General features: G+C 74.3%; 22 protein-coding genes. 11 read left to right on the top strand and 11 right to left on the bottom strand.

The annotated features are described in order from the left end of the window. Nucleotides 1–40 precede the first annotated feature (40 nt). A complete protein-coding gene (locus tag ABZV78_RS13180) occupies nt 41–937 on the top strand; it encodes a hypothetical protein (RefSeq protein WP_355638194.1) in 897 nt (298 codons plus the stop codon). Between the two features lie 49 nt (nt 938–986). Here ABZV78_RS13180 and ABZV78_RS13175 read toward each other — a convergent pair whose 3' ends face one another. Continuing rightward, nucleotides 987–1,496 (bottom strand): GNAT family N-acetyltransferase, encoded by a 510-nt coding sequence (locus tag ABZV78_RS13175; protein ID WP_355638192.1) that lies wholly within the window; start codon nt 1,494–1,496, stop codon nt 987–989. Between the two features lie 207 nt (nt 1,497–1,703). Here ABZV78_RS13175 and ABZV78_RS13170 point away from each other — a divergent pair, with 207 nt between their 5' ends. Genes ABZV78_RS13170 through ABZV78_RS13160 form a run of 3 tightly spaced genes read left to right on the top strand, consistent with a single transcriptional unit; the run spans nt 1,704 to nt 4,619 of the window. Then, entirely contained in the window at nt 1,704–2,747 is a 1,044-nt protein-coding gene (locus ABZV78_RS13170; RefSeq protein WP_355638190.1) for a serine hydrolase, read from the top strand. Beyond that, entirely contained in the window at nt 2,744–4,033 is a 1,290-nt protein-coding gene (locus tag ABZV78_RS13165; protein ID WP_355638188.1) for an MFS transporter, read from the top strand. The genes ABZV78_RS13170 and ABZV78_RS13165 overlap by 4 nt, the downstream gene beginning before the upstream one ends. A gap of 52 nt (nt 4,034–4,085) precedes the next feature. Next, nucleotides 4,086–4,619: a GNAT family N-acetyltransferase gene (locus tag ABZV78_RS13160; protein ID WP_355638186.1), complete on the top strand. Its 534-nt coding sequence runs from the start codon at nt 4,086–4,088 to the stop codon at nt 4,617–4,619. Nucleotides 4,620–4,623: 4 nt separating this feature from the next. On the opposite strand, the gene ABZV78_RS13155 is transcribed toward ABZV78_RS13160, so the two are convergent. Genes ABZV78_RS13155 through ABZV78_RS13135 form a run of 5 tightly spaced genes read right to left on the bottom strand, consistent with a single transcriptional unit; the run spans nt 4,624 to nt 9,191 of the window. Continuing rightward, nucleotides 4,624–4,881, bottom strand: a complete 258-nt coding sequence (locus ABZV78_RS13155) for a UBP-type zinc finger domain-containing protein (protein ID WP_355638185.1) — start codon at nt 4,879–4,881, stop codon at nt 4,624–4,626. Further along, nucleotides 4,878–6,458, bottom strand: a complete 1,581-nt coding sequence (locus ABZV78_RS13150) for a Na+/H+ antiporter (protein WP_355638183.1) — start codon at nt 6,456–6,458, stop codon at nt 4,878–4,880. Before ABZV78_RS13150 ends, ABZV78_RS13155 begins: the two co-directional genes overlap by 4 nt. A 37-nt stretch (nt 6,459–6,495) precedes the next feature. Continuing rightward, nucleotides 6,496–7,461 carry a TIGR03885 family FMN-dependent LLM class oxidoreductase gene (locus ABZV78_RS13145; protein ID WP_355638181.1) on the bottom strand — a complete coding sequence of 322 codons (966 nt, stop codon included), beginning with the start codon at nt 7,459–7,461 and terminating at the stop codon, nt 6,496–6,498. 41 nt (nt 7,462–7,502) lie between these two features. Next, on the bottom strand, nt 7,503–8,915 hold the full coding sequence (locus tag ABZV78_RS13140) for an NADP-dependent succinic semialdehyde dehydrogenase (protein ID WP_355638179.1): 1,413 nt from the start codon (nt 8,913–8,915) through the stop codon (nt 7,503–7,505). Nucleotides 8,916–8,927: 12 nt separating this feature from the next. Next, nucleotides 8,928–9,191 carry a DUF6343 family protein gene (locus ABZV78_RS13135; RefSeq protein WP_355638178.1) on the bottom strand — a complete coding sequence of 88 codons (264 nt, stop codon included), beginning with the start codon at nt 9,189–9,191 and terminating at the stop codon, nt 8,928–8,930. A gap of 161 nt (nt 9,192–9,352) precedes the next feature. On the opposite strand from ABZV78_RS13135, the gene ABZV78_RS13130 reads away from it, so the two are divergent. Continuing rightward, nucleotides 9,353–9,973, top strand: coding sequence for an antibiotic biosynthesis monooxygenase (locus tag ABZV78_RS13130; protein ID WP_355638176.1), 621 nt, complete (start codon nt 9,353–9,355; stop codon nt 9,971–9,973). A gap of 113 nt (nt 9,974–10,086) precedes the next feature. Then, nucleotides 10,087–10,929 carry a GDSL-type esterase/lipase family protein gene (locus ABZV78_RS13125; RefSeq protein WP_355638174.1) on the top strand — a complete coding sequence of 281 codons (843 nt, stop codon included), beginning with the start codon at nt 10,087–10,089 and terminating at the stop codon, nt 10,927–10,929. A gap of 3 nt (nt 10,930–10,932) precedes the next feature. Here ABZV78_RS13125 and ABZV78_RS13120 read toward each other — a convergent pair whose 3' ends face one another. The 3 genes from ABZV78_RS13120 to ABZV78_RS13110 all read right to left on the bottom strand — a co-directional run bounded on the left by ABZV78_RS13120 (nt 10,933) and on the right by ABZV78_RS13110 (nt 12,819). Then, nucleotides 10,933–11,667, bottom strand: a complete 735-nt coding sequence (locus ABZV78_RS13120) for an EcsC family protein (protein WP_355638172.1) — start codon at nt 11,665–11,667, stop codon at nt 10,933–10,935. 40 nt (nt 11,668–11,707) lie between these two features. Then, nucleotides 11,708–11,854: a hypothetical protein gene (locus tag ABZV78_RS13115; protein WP_355638170.1), complete on the bottom strand. Its 147-nt coding sequence runs from the start codon at nt 11,852–11,854 to the stop codon at nt 11,708–11,710. 92 nt (nt 11,855–11,946) lie between these two features. Beyond that, the gene (locus tag ABZV78_RS13110; RefSeq protein WP_355638168.1) at nt 11,947–12,819 is read right to left on the bottom strand and encodes a peptidase M23; all 873 of its coding nucleotides are present in this window, start codon (nt 12,817–12,819) and stop codon (nt 11,947–11,949) included. A gap of 390 nt (nt 12,820–13,209) precedes the next feature. Here ABZV78_RS13110 and ABZV78_RS13105 point away from each other — a divergent pair, with 390 nt between their 5' ends. The 3 genes from ABZV78_RS13105 to ABZV78_RS13095 all read left to right on the top strand — a co-directional run bounded on the left by ABZV78_RS13105 (nt 13,210) and on the right by ABZV78_RS13095 (nt 15,331). After that, nucleotides 13,210–14,130, top strand: coding sequence for a PAC2 family protein (locus ABZV78_RS13105; RefSeq protein WP_355638166.1), 921 nt, complete (start codon nt 13,210–13,212; stop codon nt 14,128–14,130). A gap of 64 nt (nt 14,131–14,194) precedes the next feature. Continuing rightward, entirely contained in the window at nt 14,195–14,992 is a 798-nt protein-coding gene (locus ABZV78_RS13100; RefSeq protein ID WP_355638164.1) for an exodeoxyribonuclease III, read from the top strand. An 18-nt stretch (nt 14,993–15,010) separates the two neighbouring features. Further along, complete coding sequence (locus ABZV78_RS13095) at nt 15,011–15,331, top strand: antibiotic biosynthesis monooxygenase (RefSeq protein ID WP_355638162.1); 321 nt, start codon at nt 15,011–15,013, stop codon at nt 15,329–15,331. Between the two features lie 252 nt (nt 15,332–15,583). On the opposite strand, the gene ABZV78_RS13090 is transcribed toward ABZV78_RS13095, so the two are convergent. Together ABZV78_RS13090 and ABZV78_RS13085 are read right to left on the bottom strand one after the other, a co-directional pair. After that, the gene (locus tag ABZV78_RS13090; RefSeq protein WP_355638160.1) at nt 15,584–16,258 is read right to left on the bottom strand and encodes a class F sortase; all 675 of its coding nucleotides are present in this window, start codon (nt 16,256–16,258) and stop codon (nt 15,584–15,586) included. 8 nt (nt 16,259–16,266) lie between these two features. Further along, nucleotides 16,267–16,908: a hypothetical protein gene (locus tag ABZV78_RS13085; protein WP_355638158.1), complete on the bottom strand. Its 642-nt coding sequence runs from the start codon at nt 16,906–16,908 to the stop codon at nt 16,267–16,269. 132 nt (nt 16,909–17,040) lie between these two features. Between ABZV78_RS13085 and trmB the strand changes: the two genes are divergently transcribed. Beyond that, on the top strand, nt 17,041–17,745 hold the full coding sequence (gene trmB, locus ABZV78_RS13080; RefSeq protein WP_355638157.1) for a tRNA (guanosine(46)-N7)-methyltransferase TrmB: 705 nt from the start codon (nt 17,041–17,043) through the stop codon (nt 17,743–17,745). Between the two features lie 47 nt (nt 17,746–17,792). After that, entirely contained in the window at nt 17,793–20,297 is a 2,505-nt protein-coding gene (locus tag ABZV78_RS13075) for a DUF3516 domain-containing protein (RefSeq protein WP_355638155.1), read from the top strand. The last annotated feature ends 133 nt before the right edge of the window (nt 20,298–20,430 follow it).

Below are 20,430 nucleotides of genomic sequence, written 5' to 3'. Positions count from 1 at the left end.
CGGTGGCGAGCGGGGGGCGGCGTACGCGAAGGTGACGGCTGTGCCGGAGAACAGCGCGGAGAGTCGGGTGTGGGCGGCGCTGCCGCCCGGCACCCGCGCCGCGCTGGCCGGCCTTCCCGCCGCCGACCTGCGGACGCTGCTGCTGGCGGTGGCCCGGGACCGGGCCGCGGCCGCGCGTCCCGCGGACGTCGTACGGCGTTGGCGCGAGGACCGCTTCGTCCGCCCGTCCGGCATCGACCCACGCACCCTGTCCCGACTGGAGGGGCGCATCTGGGAGCTGCTGCCGGCCGACGTGGCGAGGCTGGAACTGTCCCCGGTCGCGCCGCTCGGCACCTGCGCGACGGTCGCGCCGGTGAGCCAGAACCGGATCGTCACCACCATGCGCGGCACCGAGGTGCTGAGCGACCCGACGAACGCGCTGGCCGTCGAGGCGGCCGTGCGCCGCCGGCAAGCCGACGAGGTGCACCTGGCCGCCGCACACCGGGTGCTCCGCGCACAGGACTTCGGCCCGGGCGCGGCGGCCCACTTCCGGCTCTTCACGCTGGTCTCCAGCGCCCGGGACTCGGGGTCGGGGCGGACCGAGGCCCGGCTGCTCGCCCGGCACCTGACGTTCTGGCGCACGGTGCTCGCCGAGCTGGCCGGGTCCGCCGCGCCCGCGCTGCACGTCACGGTCCTCGACGACGCGGTCCTGGCCGACCGGCTCGCCGACACCGTCCGCCCGGCTCTGACGGGTGACGTGGTGCCACTGCGCGACGAGCCGGAGCGGGAGCGGGGACGCGGCTACTACCGCGGCGTCGCGCTGCGGCTCACCCTCGCCGACGGCGCCCGGGAGGTGGGCGACGGTGGCCTCACCGACTGGACGGCGCGGCTGACCGGGGACGCCAAGGAGCGGTGCCTGGTCTCCTGCCTGGCCACCGAGCGCCTGGTGGAGCCGTGACCGGCCTCGTGGTCCAGCGGATCCGGGTGCGCTGGACCCGGAACCGGCGTCAGGCCAACGGCCGGCGCATGGCGACCCGGTCGGCCGGGTCCAGCCCGAGCGCCGCCTCGGCGGCCAGCAGCCCGGCCAGCCCGGGCGTCACCTCGGCCCCGGTCAGCTCCCGGAACCCGCAGCGCGCGTAGTACGGCCCGTTCCACGGCACGCTGCGGAACGTCGTCAGGGTCAGCGCAGGCAGTCCCTCCCCAGCGGCCCACCCGGCCACGTCGTCGAGCAGGCCGCGGCCGATCCCCCGCCGGGCGTACGCCGGATCGACGCTGAGCTGCTGCACGTGCGCGCAGCCGTCGACCAACTCGACCACGGCGAAGGCCACGGTCCGGTCCGCGGCGTCGACCGCGACCCGGAGCCGTCCGGCCCCCTGGGCGGCGGCCAGCACCTCCCGCGGCAACGGCGGCATGTCGGCCACGTCGGCCATGCCGATCTCCCGGAACGGGGCGCCGGAGGCCACCTCGATCCGCTGCACCTCGGTCACCTCGTCGGCCCGTGCGGTCCTGCTGCGCATCACGGCACCGACCCAACCAGAGCAGCCGCACGTCAAGCCAGCGCATTCCGGGGGCCCGCTGCCCGCCAGGCCGGCGAGGTGCCGTGTTCAGTGCGCCTTGATAGATACCGCCACCTCCGCGACCCGGTGTCGGTCAGGCGCCGCTGTGACGGGCGTCGCGTGGTTCGGGGCCACCGGCTCGGCGGCGCCCTGCCTAGGGTCGGAGCCATGACCGTCAACGGGGACGTCAGCGTCGATCTCGCCGCCGTGCGCGCCGCGGTCGCCCGGCAGGCCGCCCGGGTGACCGAGGGCATCGCCGACATGGACCGCTACCTGGCCGCGCAGGTGGCCGACGAGTCGCACCGGGAGGTGACCGGGCCGCTGCTGCCGGGCACCGGGGCGAGCGGCGTGATCCGGCACCGGGGCGAGGTGCTCGCCACCTGGGGCGATCCGGCGACGCCGGAGATGCTGTTCAGCGGCACCAAGGCGGTCGTCGCCACCATCGCCGGGGTGGCCTTCGACCGGGGCCTGCTCGATCCTGCCGCGCCGGTGCTGGAGACCGTCGACCACCCGGTCCTCGCCGGCCTCGGGATCGAGGAGATCACCTGGGCGCACCTGCTCCAGCAGACCAGCGGGTGGGTCGGCGAACTGTGGGGCAAGCCGACCGGGGTGGACGCGCAGAGCCGCCGCGAGGGCTTCGAGCGGGAGGGCCCGGCGGGCACCGGCTGGGCGTACAACGACGTCCGGGTGAACCTGCTCTGCCTGGCGCTGACCCTGCTGTTCCGCCGGCCGCTCGGCGACGTGCTGCACGAAGCGGTGCTCGAACCGCTCGGCGCCTCGACGTCCTGGTCCTGGCACGGCTACGCGGACTCGCAGGTCGACCTCGACGGGGTTCGGGTGCCGGTGGTCAGCGGTGGTGCGCACTGGGGCGGCGGGCTCTGGATCTCCGCCGCCGACCTGGCCCTGCTCGGCGAGGTCTACCGGGGTGGCGGCGCCTGGCGGGGCCGGCGACTGCTCAGCGCCGAGTGGATCCGGCGGGCCTGGTCACCGTGCGACCTCAACCCCGACTACGGCTACCTCTGGTGGCGCAACGACTCCGGGAACGTGCAGCCGGGCGCTCCGCGGACGGGCCGCTGCGCGCGTGGCAACGGCGGCCGGCACCTGCTCTGGGTCGACCCCGACCGGGACCTGGTCATCGCCTCGCACTGGGGCGACCGGGTCGCCGAGCTGATCACCGAGGTGTCCCGGGCCGTGCCGCCCGTGGCGCGGTGAGCCGCTGGTCGCGCCTCTCGCCGGTCCCGCCGCCCGGGCGGCTGCGCACGCTGTCCCTGGCCACGTTGGCCAACACCGTCGGCTCGGGGCTGTGGCTCACCGGCGGTGCCCTCTACCTGACCCGGGACGTCGGGCTCTCCCCCGCCTCCGTGGGCGCCGGACTCACCCTCGCCGGTCTGGTCGGCCTCACCGCGAGCGTGCCGCTCGGCGCGCTCGCCGACCGGCGGGATCCGCGTACGCTCCGCGCGCTCGTGCAGCTGGGTCAGGGCGCCGCCGCCGCGGCGTACCTGCTGGTCGACTCCTTCCCGGTGTTCCTCGCGGTGGCGGTCCTCGAGATGCTGCTCGCCTCCGGCAACCTGGCGGTCCGCGCGGCGCTGGTCGCCGCGGTCGCCGGGCCGCAGGGCCGCGTCCACGCGTTCGCCACCCTGCGTGCGGTGGCGAACCTGGGCATCGCGGTGGGGGCCGGGCTGGCCGGGTTCGCGCTGGCCGCGGACAGCCACCTGGCGTACCAGCTGCTGGTGGCCGGCAACGCGCTCACCTACCTGCTGTCGGCGGCGCTGCTGCTGCGGCTGCCGGCCTACCCGCCAGCGGCCGGCGGGGGACGCGGGCCGGGCGGCGGGTCCCGGGGCCGGGCGCTCCGGCCCGGCGCCGCGCTGCGGGACGTGCGGTTCCTCACCGTCAGCGGGGCGTCGGCCGTGCTCGCGCTGCACTGGACGGTGCTCGCGCTCGTGGTGCCGCTGTGGACGGTGACCTGGGCCGGGGCGCCACCGCCGGTCGTGTCGGCGGTGCTCCTGACGAACACCGTGCTCACCGTGCTGCTCGCGGTGCGGCTCAGCCGCGGCGCCGATGACGCCGCCCGGGCCGCCCGGTCGATGCGCCGAGCCGGGCTGGTGCTGGCCGCGGCGATGCTGCTGTACGCGGCCACCGCCGGCCTGCCGCCCGCCGCGTCGGCCACCCTGCTGCTGGCCGCGACCGTGGTCTACACCTTCGGCGATCTCTGGCACGGCACCGCCGCGGCGGGCCTGGCGTACGACCTGGCCCCACCGGACGCGATCGGCGCGTACCAGGGGGTGGACGGCATGATGGCCGGCCTGTCCCGGGCGCTCGGCCCGGCCCTGCTGACGCTGCTGGTGCTCCACGGCGGCGTGCCGGGCTGGCTGGCGGTCGGGGCGCTCTTCGCCGGCGTCGGCCTGGCCGTCCCGGCGCTGACCCGGTGGGCGCTGGCCGCGCGAGCGGCGCCGGACGGGGTCGCTCGGGTCGGCATCCCGGCCGGTCACGCCGGCTGAACGGAGCGGCCGCGATGATCAGGTCCGGGTGGCGGATGGCAGCATGACCGGCATGACGGACCAGCAGACCATCGCCATCCGCCCGGGCGGGCCGGGCGACGCCGCCACCGTGCTGCGGCTGCTCGACAGCGCCACCGCCTGGCTCGTGGCGCAGGGCCGGACGGGCCAGTGGGGCACCGAGCCCGCGTCGACCGACCCGCGCCGGATCGGCCAGGCCGAGGCGTGGGCCACCGGCGGCGGGCTCCACCTGGCGATGCTCGGCGACACGGCGGTGGGCGCCCTGGTGGTCGGGTCGGCCACCGAGTACGTGCCGCCGGCCATCGAACCCGAGCTCTACGTCAACCTGCTGGTCACCGACCGCGCGTACGCGGGTCACGGGATCGGGGCGCGGCTGCTGACGTACGCGGCGAAGCTGGCCCGGGACCGCGGCCTCGGGCTGCTCCGGGTGGACTGCTACGGCGGGGACGACCGGGCGCTGGTCCGGTTCTACGAGCGCTGCGGCTTCACCGCCACCGACCGGTTCACGGTCGAGCGCCCGGGGCGGCAGCCCTGGCCCGGCCAGGTGCTGGAACGCCGCCTCGGCTGACCGGTCAGCCGATCTCCTCGTCCACGAAGCACCAGCGCCAGGTCTCGCCCGGCTGGACCGAGCGCATCACCGGGTGCCCGGTCGACTCGAAGTGCTTCGTGGCGTGCGTGTAGGGCGAGGAGTCGCAGCAGCCCACGTGCCCGCAGGTGAGGCAGCCTCGCAGGTGCACCCAGTCGTCGTTGCCGATGGCCACGCAGTCCGGGCACTCGGTCGTGGTCGCGAACTCGGCGTCGCCCGCCTCGGTCAGGTGTGCGCAGCTCACTCGTCGGCCTCCTGTCGCAGCAACGACTCCTCCAAGTCCAGGTCACGGTAGGCGCGGACCAGCACCTCCTCCGGGATCTTCCCGGAGTCGCGGGCGGCCCGGAACACCTCCCGCTCCGCGTCGATCATCTCCTGCCGCAGCCGACCGTACGCCTGGGACGGGGTCTCCCGCACGTCGCCCCCGAGTCGTTCCCAGGCCAGGTTGGTGCGGCTCTGCACCAGCCGGCGCAGCCGTTCCACGACGGCCTCCGGCGCCCCCTCGGCGAGTTCCTCCAGGCGCTCCCGGGCGGCCCGGCTGGCCTGCTGCTGCACGGCGGCGGCGGAGAGCGCGTCCTGCACCGGGTCGTCCGGCGGCAGGTTCGCCGCCCGGGCCACGGCCGGCAGCGTGGCGCCCTGCGCGACCAGGGTCACCACGATCACCGCGAACGCCAGCCAGATGAACAACTGCCGCGGGTACGCCCGGTCGTCGGCCAGGGTGAGCGGCAGCGCGAGGGCGGCGGCGAGGGTGACCACGCCGCGCATCCCGGCCCAGCCGATGACGAGGGGGACCTGCACCGGGGGCGACCCCTCCCGACGGCGCAGCCGGGGCACCAGCCGGCCCAGGTAGGTGGCCGGGAGGAGCCAGACGAACCGGGTGAGCACGACGGCGGCCAGCACCGCCGCCGTGATGCCGACCAGCCGGCCGATCGGCTCGTCCAGGTCCCGGAGCACCTCGGGCAGTTGCAGGCCGACCAGCAGGAAGACCAGCCCCTCCAGCAGGAACTGGATGAGCCGCCAGAACGCGCCCACCTGGAGCCGGGAGGCGGCGGACATCAGCAGCGGCTGCTTGTGTCCGATGCCCAGCCCGGTCACCACCACGGCGACCACCCCGGAGGCGTGGATCTCCTCGGCGGCGAAGACCACCGCGAACGGCACGATCAGCGACAGCGCGTTGTCCAGCACCGGGTCGCTGATCCGCTTGTGCAGGGAGCCGAACAGCACCACGCCGAGCAGCCCGACCAGGACGCCGCCGCCGGCCGAGACCAGCACCTCGCGCGCCACCTCGCCGACCCCGACGTGACCGCCGGCCACGGTGGCCGCGGCGACCGCCACCCGCAGCAGCACCAGCGCCGTGGCGTCGTTGAGCAGGCTCTCCCCCTCGAGGATCGTCACGATCCGCCGGGGCAGGCCCACCCGCCGGGCCACCGCGGTGGCGGCGATCGCGTCCGGCGGTGCCACCACCGCGCCGAGGGCCAGGCAGATGGCGTACGGCACGCCGGGCAGGAGCAGGTAGACGACGGTGCCCACCACGAAGGCCGTGAAGAGCACCAGCCCGACGGCGAGCAGCAGGATCGGCCGGAGGTTGAGCCGGAACGCCGGCACCGACGTCTTCAGCGCCGCCACGTAGAGCAGCGGCGGCAGGATGCCCACCAGCACCAGTTCCGGGTCGAGCCGGACTTCCGGGAAACCGGGCACGAACGACAGGCCGAGGCCGAGCACGACCAGCAGGATCGGCGCGAGCAGGCCGAGCCGCCGGGCCAGCGCCGCGCCGAAGGTCGCGATCGCGAGAAAGACCACGACCTCGATCAGAGCTTCCATGGGGTACGAGCCTAGGCGGCCCGTCGCCCCGACGTGATCACGTAGCGGTTCGGAGTTTCGGCAGCACCTCGGCCCCGAACGTGTCGATGAAGGCGCGCTGCTCCTGCCCGACATGGTGCAGGGCGATCTGGTCGAAGCCCAGCGCCACGTACTCCTCCAGCCAGCCGACGTGCCGGCCCGGGTCGGCGGAGATGTTGACCACCGAGGTGACCCGTTCCATCGGCACGTCCTCGCTGACCACGTCGAAGTGGTCGGTGAGCTCCAGGTCCCAGCAGACCGGCGGGGCGAACACGTTGCTGCGCCACTGGTCGTACGCGATCGCCTCGGCCTCGGCCTGGTCGGGCGCCCAGCTCACGTGCACCTGGAGGTGCAGCGGCCCGCGCCCGCCGGCGTCCCGGTAGGCGTCGACCATCCGCCGCAGGTGCGCCACCGGCGCGTTGACGGTGATCAGGCCGTCGGCCCACTCGGCGCACCAGCGGGCGGTCTCCACGCTGACCGCCGCGCCGATCAGCGCGGGCGGCTGCTCGGGCCGGGTCCACAGCTTCGCCCGGTCGACGGTGACCAGCCCGTCGTGGCTGACCTCCTCGCCGGCGAGGAGCGCCCGGATGACGTCCACGCACTCGCGCAGCCGGGCGGCGCGGACGTCCTTGCGTGGCCAGCCGGCGCCGGTGATGTGCTCGTTGCTCGCCTCGCCGGTGCCGAGCGCGGCCCAGAACCGGCCCGGGTACATGGCGGCCAGGGTGCCGATGGCCTGCGCGATGATGGCCGGGTGGTAGCGCTGGCCGGGCGCGTTGACCACGCCGAACGGCAGGTTGGTGGCCTGGAGCGCGGCGCCGAGCCAGGACCAGGCGAAGCCGGAGTGGCCCTGCCGGGCGCTCCACGGCGAGAAGTGGTCCGAGGACATGGCGGCGTCGAAGCCGGCCCGCTCGGCGTGGATCACCGACGCCAGCAGCTTGGCCGGGTGGATCTGCTCGTGGGACGCGTGGAAGCCGAACACCGTCATGGGCGCATCTCCTACCCATGACGGCGTCCGACCAATCGCGACTACTCGGAGTGCGACCCGGCCCCGGCGCCGGCCTCCCCCTCGCCGACCCAGACGGTCTTGGTGTTGCAGAACTCGCGCATGCCCACGGCGGACAGCTCGCGCCCGTACCCGGAGTTCTTCACCCCGCCGAAGGGCAGCTCCGGATAGGACGTGGTCATGCCGTTGATGAAGACGTTGCCGGCGTCCAGGTCGACGGCGAAGCGCTCCTGCTCGGCCGGGTCGCTGGTCCAGGCGTTGGAGCCGAGGCCGAAGTTGGTGCCGTTGGCCACCTCGATCGCCTCCTCGTAGGAGTCGACCCGGTAGAGGCCGGCCACCGGCCCGAACACCTCCTCGGCCCACATCCGCATGCCCGGCCGCAGGTCGGTGACGACGGTCGGCGGGTAGTACCAGCCGTCGCCGGACGGCTTCTCGCCGCCGCACAGGGCGGTGGCGCCGTTGTCCACCGCGTCCCGCACCTGGGCGTGGATCTCGTCCCGGCCGCCCTCGCTGGCCAGGGGGCCGACGTCGGTGTTCCCGTCCATCGGGTCGCCAACCCGCAGCGCCGACATCCGGGCGGCGAACTTCTCGGCGAACGCGTCGAAGACGTCGGTGTGCACGATGAACCGCTTGGCGGCGATGCAGGACTGGCCGTTGTTCTGGCAACGCGCCGTGGTGGCCACCTCGGCCGCCTTGTCCAGGTCGGCCGAGGGCATCACCACGAACGGGTCGCTGCCGCCCAGCTCCAGCACGGTCTTCTTGAGCTCCCGGCCGGCGATCTGGGCGATCGAGCGGCCGGCCCGCTCGCTGCCGGTGAGCGTGGCGGCCCGGACCCGGGGGTCGCTGAGGATCCGGTCCACCGCGTCGGAGCCCACCAGCAGGGTGGTGAACGCGCCCTCCGGGAAGCCGGCCCGGCGGAACAGCTCCTCCAGATAGAGCGCGGTCTGCGGGACGTTGGAGGCGTGCTTGAGCAGGCCGGTGTTGCCGGCCATCAAAGCCGGGGCGGCGAACCGCATCACCTGCCAGAGCGGGAAGTTCCACGGCATCACCGCGAGCACCGGGCCGATCGGCTGGTGACGCACGTACGCCCGCTTCGCCTTGACCGCGGCGGCGTCGGCGGGCTCGTCGGCGAGCATCTTCGCGGCGTTGGCGGCATAGAAGCGGCAGGCCGTGGCGCACTTGGTCACCTCGGCCTGGGCGGCGGCGTACGTCTTGCCCATCTCGGTGGTCATCAGCCGGGCGGTCTCGTCCCGCTCGGCCTCCAGCAGGTCGGCCGCGGCGATCAGCCACCGGCCCCGCTCGGCGATCGTGGTCCCGTGCAGTTGCTGGAAGGCGAGGTCGGCCCGCTCGATGGCCGCGTCGATCTGCTCGTCCGACATCGGGTCGAACGTCTTGAGCACCTGCCCGGTGGCGGGATTGGTGGTGGCGATGGGCATGTCGTACTCCTGTCACTCGAACAGCGAGTGCCGCACGCCCGGCTCCTCCCGGTGGCGCGCGGCGCGGCGGCGCTGGATGACGATCAGGTCGACCACGGCCACCACGGCGAGGATCGCGCAGACGACGCCCAGCCAGGCCACCCCGGCGGCGAACGCGAGCACCGCGAAGACGGTCATCACGACCAGGCCGAACAGGGCGAGGGCGAGCCGCAGGTTCAGCGCGCTGTACGCGTGGCCGACCGTGCCGCGGGCACGGCGGGGCTGTGATCGCGTCATTCCTCCGGGCTACCCCGGCACGGGCCGGGCTAACCGGCTCCCGTCGCGGCCGGTGATCCCGGACACCAGGCGGGTACTCGGCGGATGCGCCCGGCCGGACGGTGCGTTACACCGGTCTGCGGCGACCGGCGGAGATCCCGGCGGCGGCGGAGAGGATGGCCATGACCACGACGCACGCGGTGCCGGTGACCGTCGCCGTCTCGCGGCGCGCCGATCCGGCGCGCACCGACGAGATGGTGGCGTGGATGCGGGCCGGTACGGCGCTGGCCGAAAGCTTCCCGGGCTTCCTGGGCGCCGGGTTCGTCCGCAGCGCGCCGGGGTCCGCCGAGTGGCACGTGATGTACCGCTTCGCGAACCAGGACACGCTGCGCGGCTGGGAGGACTCCCCGCAGCGGCACTGGTGGCTGACCTCGGCGCAGGGCATCGTCGAGCACACCCGGGTCGAGCGCCGCACCGGCATCGAGGGCTGGTTCGACCCGCCGGTGGACCACGTGGTCGAGGCCCTCGCGGCCGGCGACGCCGAGCCGGCCGCGCCGGCCGCCCCGCCGCGCTGGAAGCAGGCGGTCACCATCTGGCTGGCGTTCTTCCCGCTCAGCCTCACCGCCACCCTGCTCACCGCCCGGTTCATCGCCGACGTGCCGCTGGCGGCGCGGACGCTGCTCATGACGCTCTGCCTGACCCCGCTGATGACCTACCTGGTGCTGCCCCGGATCACCCGGGCGCTGCACTGGTGGCTGCACGGCCAGCCCGCGCCGTGGCGCCGGGTCACGAACCGGTCGTAACACGCTCATGTGAACGACGGTTGTCGATGCTGGAAAGGTGACAGATCCCCCGTCCGGACGGCCGAGGCGCATAGGGTCGACGCGCCGCTTCATGCCGCCGGACGGGGGACGGTATGCCTCGACGTTGGGTCGCCGCGCTGGCCTGCCTCGCGGCGCTGGTCGCGCTCGCCTGTGACGGCTCGGGCTCGGCGTCGCCCCGCCCGTCGGGCTCCGCGCCCCCCGGCGCACCGAAGGTGCTGACCGCCCTCGGCGACTTGGTCACCACCGGCTTCGGCTCCTGCCTGGTGCTGGTGAGCTGCGAACGCAACTCCTGGTCCAGCGGCGACGGCCTCCGGGTGCGGAGCCTCTACCGGCGGCTGCACGAGGACAACCGCGCGCTGCGGTCGTACAACCGGGCGGTGCCGGGCGCCCGCGCGGCCGGCCTCGCCGACCAGGCCCGGGCCGCGGTACGCGACCGGGCCGATCTGGTCACCGTGCTGATCGGGGCCAACGACGCCTGCCGGAACGACATCGCCGAGATGACCCCGGTGGTCACGTTCCGCAAGCAGGTCGACGCGGCCCTGGCGGTGCTGCGCAAGGGCCGGCCGAAGGCGCGGGTGCTGGTGGTCAGCCTGCCGGACCTCCACCGGCTCTGGGAGCTGGGGCACACCGAGTCCCGGGCGGTGCGGGCCTGGTCGCGCGGTGTCTGCCCGGCGCTGCTGGCCGACGCCACGTCGACCGCGCCGGCCGCCGTGGCCCGGCGGGCCCGGTTCCGGGAGCGGATCGACGCCTACGACGCGCAGCTGCGCGCCGCCTGCCGGGCGTACGGGTCCCGCTGCCGCTGGGACGGCGGCGCGGTGCACCGGACCCGGTTCGGCCTGGACGAGGTGAACGCGCTGGACTGGTTCCACCCGAACGCCGCCGGCCAGGACCGGCTCGCCGACGTCACCTGGGACGCGGCCGGCTGGGCCGACTGAGGGTCAGGGCCGGCGCGGGCCGGGGAGCTGGCGGGGGCCGCCCCGGTAGAGGGCGCGGGCCCGGTCGGCCAGATCCTTGGTGGCCGACGAGTTGGCCCAGGTGCCGAGGATGATCGCCGCGCCGGGGATCACCTTGGCGAACATCCGCTTGGCGGCGCGCACCCCGGCCATCCGGGCCAGCCGAACACCGAGCTGGAGCATCACCCGGCCCAGCGGGCGCTCGCCGCCCATGCCGAACAGCGCGCCGGCCCGCTCCCGGCCGGCGGCCACCCCGAGGGCGAGCCGGGCGCTCTCGGCGACCTTGTGCACCTGCTGGAGCACCAGCAGGTCGGTGGCCCGGTCGGGGTGGACCGGGTCGACGCCGTACGCGGCCGCCACGTGCAGCACCAGCCGGGCCTGCGTCCAGGCCAGCACGCCCACGTCGAGCACCGCGCCGGGCAGCCCGGCCGCCCCGGAGACCGCGCCGGAGAGCCGGGCGTGGTTGACGAACTTGCGCACCGCCTGGTCGGCCAACTCGTCGGCGGGGACGTCCGGCCGCAGGGCCCGCTCGCGGTCGGCCCACTGCGCCGCCTCCGGCCCGAGCCGGCGCACCGCCTCCAGGGCCAGGTGCTCGGGGGCGTACTGCGGGTCGTCCCGCATCCGGTCCCAGAGCTTGGCGGGGGGCGCCTCGGGCGCCTCCAGCGGCACGGCCGGCTTTGCGGGGACGGGCTCGCCGTCGACGGGGGCGGGGTCGGTCACGAGAGGGCTCCCGGGGGTCGGAACTGCGGGGGCGGAGCGGTCAGCGCCGGCGGGACGACAGCCGGCTGGCGAGCTGCCTGAGCTTCGCCTGGTTCTCCGGCTTGGCCAGCTCGCGCCGGCCCCGGTCGACCAGCTGCTGGCCGCGGGGCGACCGCAGGAAGGCGCTGAGCCGTTGCATCAGTGACATGACGTCCTCCTGTCCGCGGTCCCCTCTCATGTGTACCCGGGACCGGCAAGTCCCTGGTACCCGGACCGCCCCGCCGGCAACCCGACCGCGGGTCAGCCCAGGATCTCCTTGACCACCGCGTTGGCGCGCCACTCGTGCTGGGCGTACGCGTCGGGGAACGCGGAGACCTGGACGGCCTGGGCGGCAACGGTGAGCGGCAGGTCCTGCCAGCCGGGGATCTGCTCCAGGGCGGAGAGGAACGCCTTGGTGGCGTAGTCCGGGTCCATCAGCTCCTCGACGGTGCCCCAGCCGCTGCTCGGCCGCTGCTGGAACAGCCCGACCGAGTCGTGGTCCCAGCCGATGGCCTGGTGCGGGTAGTTCTGCGACTCGGGCAGCACGCCGCTGGCGTAGTTGAGCAGGGTGCTCTCCTGCATGGCGGTGGCCACGGCGATGACCAGGCCGCGACGCGGCACGCCCATCTCCCGGCCGGCCTGCACGATCTTCTTGGCGTTGTTCATCTGGGTCTGGTCCAGGCCGGCGACCGGGACGATCACGCGCGGCTTCGGCTTCGCCTTGGGCTTGGGCTTGGTGGTCGCCGAAGGGGTGGCCGAGGGGCTGGCGCTCGGGGTGGCCGGGGCGGTGGTCTCGCGGTCCAGGCCGCGGGAGGCGGCGTCGACGGCCGCGCGCTGGGCGACCTCGGCCGAGGCGGCCGGGCTCGGGGCGTCGCCGGCCGCGCGGGCGCCGATCTGGGTGAAGCCACCCACCAGGCCGAGGCAGCAGACCGCGCCGGTGGCCACGGCCATCTTCGTCCGGCCCGGCCGGGCGGCCATGGGGTTAATCAGGGCGTCGAAGCGGGTACGCAGGAAACCACGGGAAGTGCAGGTCTCCGCGGAAGCGGTCGACTGAACGGTCGAGGGGGTATCGTCCGAACGGTCAGCCGAGCTGTCGAGGCCGTACTGGTCGTCGAGGGTGCCGTCGTCACGCATTCGACGAGGCTAGACAGGGCAAACCGGGATCACCCAGGCCCAAAGGGTGGCCCTCGCCACAGTTCGTCCTGGCGGAACCGGACATCCGTCCGCGGTTCGGGGCGGTGGGTGATGGACCTCGCGACCCGGGAAAACCTCCGGTCCACCCCGGGGCGCGCCGCCCCGGGCAGGAACCTCGCACGCTCTCCACCGTCGCCCAGTGATCGACTAACTCATACTTTCGGTTGATCCCGACCCGGGCCGGCAGGAGGAGCGAATCCGGCGCCGTCGCCGAATTGTGATCATCAGTCGGCCCGTAACGGAATGGACCACGAGGGCCGGTACGTTGGCCGAACGGGGCGCCGTGCACGCACGGCCCACCCGTACGCGTCGACAGGAAGGTCCGAACCGGTGCTCGACCCACACGAGCTCTACGAACTCAGCGACGATCTGCCCGACCTCGGCCAACCGGTGCTGATCCAGGCGCTCACCGGCTTCGTCGACGCGGGCAGCGCCACCCGGCTCGCCCGGGAGCAGCTGCTCACCTCCCTGGAGGCGCGGCCGATCGCCCGCTTCGACGTCGACCAGCTCTTCGACTACCGCTCCCGGCGGCCGGTGATGACCTTCGTCGAGGACCATTGGGCCGACTACGACGCCCCGGCGCTGGAGCTACACCTGCTGCGCGACGACGACGAGACCCCGTTCCTGCTGCTCACCGGCCCCGAACCGGACCTCCAGTGGGAGCGCTTCGTGGCCGCGGTCGCGGCGCTCTCCGCCCGGCTCGACGTCCGGCTCACCGTCGGGCTCAACTCGATCCCGATGGCCGTCCCGCACACCCGGCCCAGCGGCGTCACCGCGCACGCCACCCGGCGGGAGCTGATCTCCGGGTACGAGCCCTGGCTGCAGAAGGTCCAGGTGCCCGGCAGCGTCGGCCACCTGCTGGAGTACCGCCTCGGCGAGCAGGGCCGCGACGCCCTCGGCTTCGCCGCGCACGTGCCGCACTACGTGGCCCAGACCGAGTACCCGGCCGCCGCCGAGGCGCTGCTCGCCGCGGTGTCCCGCAGCACCGGGCTCCTGCTGCCCCGCGACGGCCTGGGCGCCGCCGCCGAGGTGGTGCGGGTGGAGATCGACCGCCAGGTCGCCCAGACCGAGGAGGCCGCCACCCTGGTCCAGGCCCTGGAGGAGCAGTACGACGCGTTCGCCCGCGGCCGCGGGGAGAAGAACCTGCTCGCCCCGGAGACCGGCCCGCTGCCCACCGCGGACGAGCTCGGCGCCGAGCTGGAACGCTTCCTCGCCGAGCAGACGCGGCCCGGAGACACTCCGGAACGCTGAGCCGAAGGCGCCACCCCGCCGGGCTGACCCGGCGGGGTGGCCACGGATGGGGCAGGCTGGAGACATGCGCCTGGCGACCTGGAACGTCAACTCGGTGAAGGCCCGCCTCCCCCGGCTGCTCGACTGGCTGGCCACCACGAAGCCCGACGTCGTCTGCCTGCAGGAGACCAAGTGCCCCGACGGGGCCTTCCCGGTCGCCGAGGTGGGCGAGCTGGGCTACGAGGCGGCCAGCCACAGTGACGGCCGGTGGAATGGCGTCGCCGTCCTGTCCCGGGTGGGGCTGTCCGACGTGGCGGTCGGCTTCCCCGGCGAGCCGGGCTTCCCCCTGCCGGAGGCCCGGGCCATCTCGGCCACGTGCGCCGGCCTGCGGGTCTGGTCGGTGTACGTGCCGAACGGTCGCTCCCCCGACGACCCGCACTACGCCTACAAGCTGGCGTGGTTCGCGGCGCTGCGCGACGCCCTGGAGCCGGAGCTGGCCGGCGGGCTGCCGCTCGCGGTCTGCGGGGACTTCAACGTCGCCCCGACCGACGCCGACGTCTGGGACCCGGCGCTCTTCGTCACCTCCACCCACGTCACCCCGGCCGAGCGGGCCGCCCTGGCCGCGCTGCGCGACCTCGGGCTCAGCGACGTCGTGCCCACCCCGATGAAGGGCCCGCACCCCTACACCTACTGGGACTACCGGGCCGGCATGTTCCACCAGAACAAGGGCATGCGGATCGACCTGGTCTACGCCTCCGCGCCGTTCGCCCGCGCGGTCACCTCGGCGTACGTGGACCGGGAGGCGCGCAAGGGCAAGGGCCCCTCCGACCACGCCCCGATCGTGGTCGACGCCGACCTGGTGCCGGCCGTCGAGACGTTCTGACCTGGTTAGGGTGGAGCCATGGCAGTCGTGAAGATCAACGCGATCGACGTCCCGCCGGGCGCCGGCGAGGAGCTGGAGAAGCGGTTCGCGGCCCGGGCCGGCGCGGTGGAGAACTCCCCCGGCTTCCTCGGCTTCGAGCTGCTCCGCCCGGTCGCCGGCGAGAGCCGCTACTTCGTCTACACGCGGTGGGAGACCGAAGAGGCCTACCAGGCGTGGGCGCAGGGGCCCTCCCGGGCCGCGCACGCCGGCGGCGAGGGCGGCGAGCCCCGCAAGCCGGTCGCCACCGGCGCCACCCTGCTGGAGTTCGAGGTCGTGCAGCAGGTCGCGGCCAAGGGCTGACCGCCCGTCAGCTCGAGAGGCCCGTGGCCACACGCTCCGGTCGGCCGCCTTCTGCTCAGCGCCTACGAACTTGATGTCGCAGGTGACTCATTACCGGCGCCGCCGGCGCCAGGCCGGGTGAGTCATCCACGTCATCAAGTTCGTAGCGGCTCTTCAGCCATGCCCGGACCGCCCGGAAGCGGAGCGCGCCTCGACGGCGTGGCCCCCCGGATCGGGGCGCGGAGCTCACGGAGAGTCGCCCGGGAGCCGGCGTCAGGGGTTGCGGGTGTCGAGGAGGGAGGCGAAGGCGATCACGTTGTCCTGGTAGCCGGTGCGGCCGCCGACCCAGTCGCCGCCGCAGGTGATCAGCCGCAGTTCCGCCGGGCCGGAGTCGCCGTAGACGCGGTCGGCGGGGAGGTTGGCCTTGTCGAAGTACTCGACGGTGTCGACCTTGAAGGCGACCACGCTGCGGTCCTTCCGGGTCACCTCGATCCGGTCACCCGGCTTCAGGTCGTGCAGCCGGTAGAAGACCGCCGGCCCGCTCTTGGTGTCGACGTGACCGACGATGATCGCCCGGCCCGGCTCGCCGGGCACCGCCCCGCGGTTGTACCAGCCGGTCTGGTGGTGCTGGGTCAGCGGCGGGACGTCGATCGAGCCGTCCCGCGCCTGGCCGACCGGGGTCACCGGGGCGGTGACCTTGATGGCCGGCACGGCGAGGCGGACCGGGAGGCTGGCCGGCTCCCGCGCCCGGGTCGGCTCGGCGCTGCGCCGGTTCGACCCGGTCGCCGCGTCGGCCCAGTCGAACGGTCCGGCGGTCCGGCCCAGCCCGGCACCGGTGGCGAAGACCCCGACCAGCACCAGCAGCACGGCGAGCGGGGCCGACCACGGGCTGCGGTCGCGGGCCCGGGCAGGCCGGGCGGTGGACTGGGGAGTGGGGTTCGCGGCCATGGCGGGGCTCAGCGCCGGGCGGCGCCACGGAGGGTACGGGGCAGGCGGCGGGACGCGGCCACGCCGACCACGGCGCCGACCACGGTCAGCCCGAGCCCGACCGGCACCAGCAGCCCGCCGAGGCCGCCTTCGGCCGTGCCGCCGAAGCCGGTCGCCGGCCCGCGGCTGGGCTGCACCCGCTTGACCACCTGGAGCATGGTGGACGCGGTCTGCCCGCCGGGGCACTCCAGCTTGACCCGGTAGTTGCCGGGCCGGGTGCGCTCCCGAACCATCGGCGAGGCGGTGAGCAGGCCACGCTGCGGCTGCACCTGGATCCGGCCGAACGCGTCGGAGACCACGGTCGCCGGCACCGTGTTGTCCCGGCAGCTCGCCCGGATGCCGACCAGGAAGCCGGCCTCGACGGTGCTCGGGGTGACCTCCACGAAGATCACGTCGGCGGGCGACGGCTGCGTCTCGGGCTGCCCGGGCACGGGCTCGGCGCCGAGCACCGCGCCGGCAGCGGGAACCGCGCCGGCAGCGGGAACCGGGACGGCAGCGGGCAGCAGGGCGGCAACGGGCGGGCCGGCCTGTGCGGGCACCGCGCCGACCAGCGGGGCGGTGCACGCGGCGGCCGCGACCAGCAGCCCCGCACGTCCCGTGACTGACACCATGACCCCTCCCGGCGCCCGCGTAGGCAGTGCCGGGCGGCGGGCCACCCGTCCTGCCGTACGGGATGAATCCTCTCACCCCCGGCCGCACATCACATCCGATCCGCTCCCGCGGTCGCGTACGCTCGGGTCGCTGTGACCTCCACCGACTTCAGCGCCTCGCCGCCGGCCCACGCCGCCCGTATCCGCACCTTCCACCCGCGTCGCGGGCGGATGAGCGACCGGCAGCGCGACGCGCTGGCCCGGCTCTGGCCCGCGTACGGCCTGGAGATCGACGACCTGGACGGGCCGTGCGATCCGACGGCGCTGTTCGAACGGCGGGCGCCGCTGGTGCTGGAGATCGGCTCCGGCATGGGCGACGCCACCGCGGCGATGGCGGCCGCCGACCCGGACCGACACTATCTGGCGGTTGAGGTGCACACGCCCGGAATCGCCAACCTGCTCGAACTGGTCGAGCGGCACGCCCTGGGGAACGTGCGGGTGGCCAAGGGCGACGCCCTGGACCTGGTCCGCGCCATGCCGGAGAACTCCCTGGACGCGGTGCACGTCTTCTTCCCCGACCCGTGGCCGAAGTCCCGCCACCACAAGCGGCGGATCATCCAGCCGGCGCACGTGGCGCTGCTGCGCTCCCGGCTGGCCCCCGGCGGGACGCTGCACTGCGCCACGGACTGGGCCGAGTACGCCGAGTCGATGCGGGAGACGCTGACCGCCGACCCGGGGCTGGACGACGTGCACGGCGGCTACGCGCCCCGCCCCGCGCACCGGCCGGTCACCAAGTTCGAGCGCCGGGCGCTGACCGCCGGGCGCGAGGTCTTCGACCTGATCCACCGGCGGCGCTGAACCCGGTTGGCGCAGCGGCCCATGATCCAGGCACGATGGGAGCCGCCATGACTCTCACCGCCGCGCTGCCGAAGAGCGCCGACCCCGACACCCTCTACGACGCGTTCGCCGGCTGGGCGTCCGAGCGCGGTCTCGACCTCTACCCCCACCAGGAGGAGGCGGTCATCGAGATCGTCTCCGGCGCGAACGTGATCATGAATACGCCGACCGGCTCGGGCAAGAGCCTGGTGGCGATCGCCGCGCACTTCGCGGCCCTGGCCGACGACCGGACCACCTTCTACACCGCGCCGATCAAGGCGCTGGTCTCCGAGAAGTTCTTCGCCCTCTGCGAGGTCTTCGGCGCGGAGAACGTCGGCATGCTCACCGGCGACGCCAGCGTCAACGCCGACGCCCCGATCATCTGCTGCACCGCCGAGATCCTGGCCAACCTGGCGCTGCGCGAGGGCGCGCGGGCCGACGTCGGCCAGGTGATCATGGACGAGTTCCACTTCTACGCCGAGCCGGACCGGGGCTGGGCCTGGCAGGTGCCGATCATCGAGCTGCCGCAGGCGCAGTTCGTCCTGATGTCCGCGACGCTCGGCGACACCACCCGCTTCGTGGACGACCTGACCCGGCGCACCGGGCGGCCCACCGCCGTCGTCCGCTCGGCCGAGCGACCGGTCCCGCTCCTCTTCTCGTACGCGATGACGCCGCTGCACGAGACCCTCGAGGAGCTGCTGGCCACCAAGCAGGCCCCGGTGTACGTCGTGCACTTCACCCAGGCCGCCGCGCTGGAGCGCGCCCAGGCGCTGATGAGCGTGAACGTCTGCACCCGGGCCGAGAAGGACATGATCGCCCAGGCGATCGGCAACTTCCGGTTCACCTCGGGCTTCGGCAAGACGCTGTCGCGGCTGGTCCGGCACGGCATCGGCGTGCACCACGCCGGCATGCTGCCCAAGTACCGCCGCCTCGTGGAGACCCTGGCCCAGGCCGGGCTGCTCAAGGTCATCTGCGGCACCGACACCCTCGGCGTGGGCATCAACGTGCCGATCCGCACCGTGCTCTTCACCGGCCTGTCGAAGTACGACGGCACCCGGACCCGGCTGCTCAAGGCGCGCGAGTTCCACCAGATCGCCGGCCGGGCCGGGCGGGCCGGCTTCGACACCCTCGGCCGGGTCGTGGTGCAGGCCCCCGAACACGTCATCGAGAACGAGAAGGCCCTGGCCAAGGCGGGCGACGACCCGAAGAAGCGCCGCAAGGTGGTGAAGAAGAAGCCGCCGGAGGGCTCGATCGGCTGGGGCGAGCCGACCTTCCAGCGCCTGGTCGAGGCCGAGCCGGAGCCGCTGACCTCCAGCTTCCAGGTCAGCCACTCGATGCTGCTCAACGTCATCGGCCGCCCCGGCGACGCGTTCGCCTCGATGCGGCACCTGCTCACCGACAACCACGAGGACCGGGCCGCCCAGCGGCGGCACATCCGCCGGGCCATCGCCATCTACCGGGCGTTGCGGGCCGGCGGCGTGGTCGAGGAGCTGCCCGAGCCGGACGAGCAGGGCCGCCGGGTCCGGCTCACCGTCGACCTCCAGCTCGACTTCGCGCTCAACCAGCCGCTCTCCCCGCTCGCCCTGGCCGCCATCGAGCTGCTCGACCGGGAGTCCCCGTCCTACGCCCTGGACGTGCTCAGCGTGATCGAGTCGATCCTGGACGACCCGCGCCAGGTGCTCTCCGCGCAGCAGTTCAAGGCCCGCGGCGAGGCGGTCGCCGCCATGAAGGCCGAGGGCATCGAGTACGAGGCCCGGCTGGGACTGCTTGACGAGGTGACCTGGCCGAAGCCCCTCGCCGAGCTGCTGGAGTCGGCGTACGAGATGTACCGGCAGGGCCACCCCTGGGTGGCCGACCACCAGCTCTCCCCCAAGTCCGTGGTCCGCGACATGTACGAGCGGGCCATGACGTTCCCCGAGTACGTGCAGTTCTACGGGCTGTCCCGCTCCGAGGGGCTGGTGCTGCGCTACCTCGCGGACGCGTACAAGACGCTGCGGCAGACCGTCCCCGAGGACGCCAAGACCGAGGAGCTGGTCGACCTCATCGAATGGCTCGGCGAGCTGGTCCGCCAGGTCGACTCCAGCCTCATCGACGAGTGGGAGCGGCTGCGCAACCCGTCCGACGTCGCGGAGGTGGCCGCCTCGCTGGACGACCGGCCGCCGGCGGTCACCCGCAACGCCCGGGCGTTCCGGGTGCTGGTGCGCAACGCCCTGTTCCGCCGGGTCGAGCTGGCCGCCCTGCGCCGCTGGGACCTGCTCGGGGAGCTGGACGCCGAACACGGGTGGCACGCGGACGACTGGGCGGACGCGCTGGAGCCGTACTTCGAGGCGTACGACTCGATCGGGGTGGGGCCGGACGCGCGCGGGCCGGCGCTGCTGATGATCGAGCAGGGCCGGGAGAAGTGGTCCGTCCGCCAGATCCTGGACGACCCGGAGGGCGACCACGACTGGGGCATCAGCGCCGAGATCGACCTCGCCGCCTCCGACGAGACGGGCGCGGCGGTCGTGCGGATCATCGACGTCGGCCAGCTCTGAACTCGCTCGCGCCGCGGGGGCGGGGGGGGGGCCGGCCCCCCCCCCCCCCCCCCCCCCCGGGGGGGGGGGGGGGGGGGGGGGGAGAACCAAGCAGAAAAACAAAAAACAAACCAGAAGAAATGGGGTGGGGGGT

This window comes from Micromonospora sp. NPDC004540 (genome assembly GCF_040610095.1).
Lineage (GTDB): Bacteria > Actinomycetota > Actinomycetes > Mycobacteriales > Micromonosporaceae > Micromonospora.
Note: the sequence above shows the minus strand (reverse complement) of the source record. Positions and strands in the feature narration are given on the sequence as shown.

Coding starts and splice junctions, on each gene's coding strand:
- ABZV78_RS13175 (WP_355638192.1), bottom strand. CDS start 1,496: ATGCGCAGCAGGACCGCACGGGCCGACGAGGTGACCGAGGTGCAGCGG.
- ABZV78_RS13170 (WP_355638190.1), top strand. CDS start 1,704: ATGACCGTCAACGGGGACGTCAGCGTCGATCTCGCCGCCGTGCGCGCC.
- ABZV78_RS13160 (WP_355638186.1), top strand. CDS start 4,086: ATGACGGACCAGCAGACCATCGCCATCCGCCCGGGCGGGCCGGGCGAC.
- ABZV78_RS13150 (WP_355638183.1), bottom strand. CDS start 6,458: ATGGAAGCTCTGATCGAGGTCGTGGTCTTTCTCGCGATCGCGACCTTC.
- ABZV78_RS13145 (WP_355638181.1), bottom strand. CDS start 7,461: ATGACGGTGTTCGGCTTCCACGCGTCCCACGAGCAGATCCACCCGGCC.
- ABZV78_RS13140 (WP_355638179.1), bottom strand. CDS start 8,915: ATGCCCATCGCCACCACCAATCCCGCCACCGGGCAGGTGCTCAAGACG.
- ABZV78_RS13135 (WP_355638178.1), bottom strand. CDS start 9,191: ATGACGCGATCACAGCCCCGCCGTGCCCGCGGCACGGTCGGCCACGCG.
- ABZV78_RS13130 (WP_355638176.1), top strand. CDS start 9,353: ATGACCACGACGCACGCGGTGCCGGTGACCGTCGCCGTCTCGCGGCGC.
- ABZV78_RS13125 (WP_355638174.1), top strand. CDS start 10,087: ATGCCTCGACGTTGGGTCGCCGCGCTGGCCTGCCTCGCGGCGCTGGTC.
- ABZV78_RS13115 (WP_355638170.1), bottom strand. CDS start 11,854: ATGTCACTGATGCAACGGCTCAGCGCCTTCCTGCGGTCGCCCCGCGGC.
- ABZV78_RS13110 (WP_355638168.1), bottom strand. CDS start 12,819: ATGCGTGACGACGGCACCCTCGACGACCAGTACGGCCTCGACAGCTCG.
- ABZV78_RS13100 (WP_355638164.1), top strand. CDS start 14,195: ATGCGCCTGGCGACCTGGAACGTCAACTCGGTGAAGGCCCGCCTCCCC.
- ABZV78_RS13095 (WP_355638162.1), top strand. CDS start 15,011: ATGGCAGTCGTGAAGATCAACGCGATCGACGTCCCGCCGGGCGCCGGC.
- ABZV78_RS13090 (WP_355638160.1), bottom strand. CDS start 16,258: ATGGCCGCGAACCCCACTCCCCAGTCCACCGCCCGGCCTGCCCGGGCC.
- ABZV78_RS13085 (WP_355638158.1), bottom strand. CDS start 16,908: ATGGTGTCAGTCACGGGACGTGCGGGGCTGCTGGTCGCGGCCGCCGCG.
- ABZV78_RS13075 (WP_355638155.1), top strand. CDS start 17,793: ATGACTCTCACCGCCGCGCTGCCGAAGAGCGCCGACCCCGACACCCTC.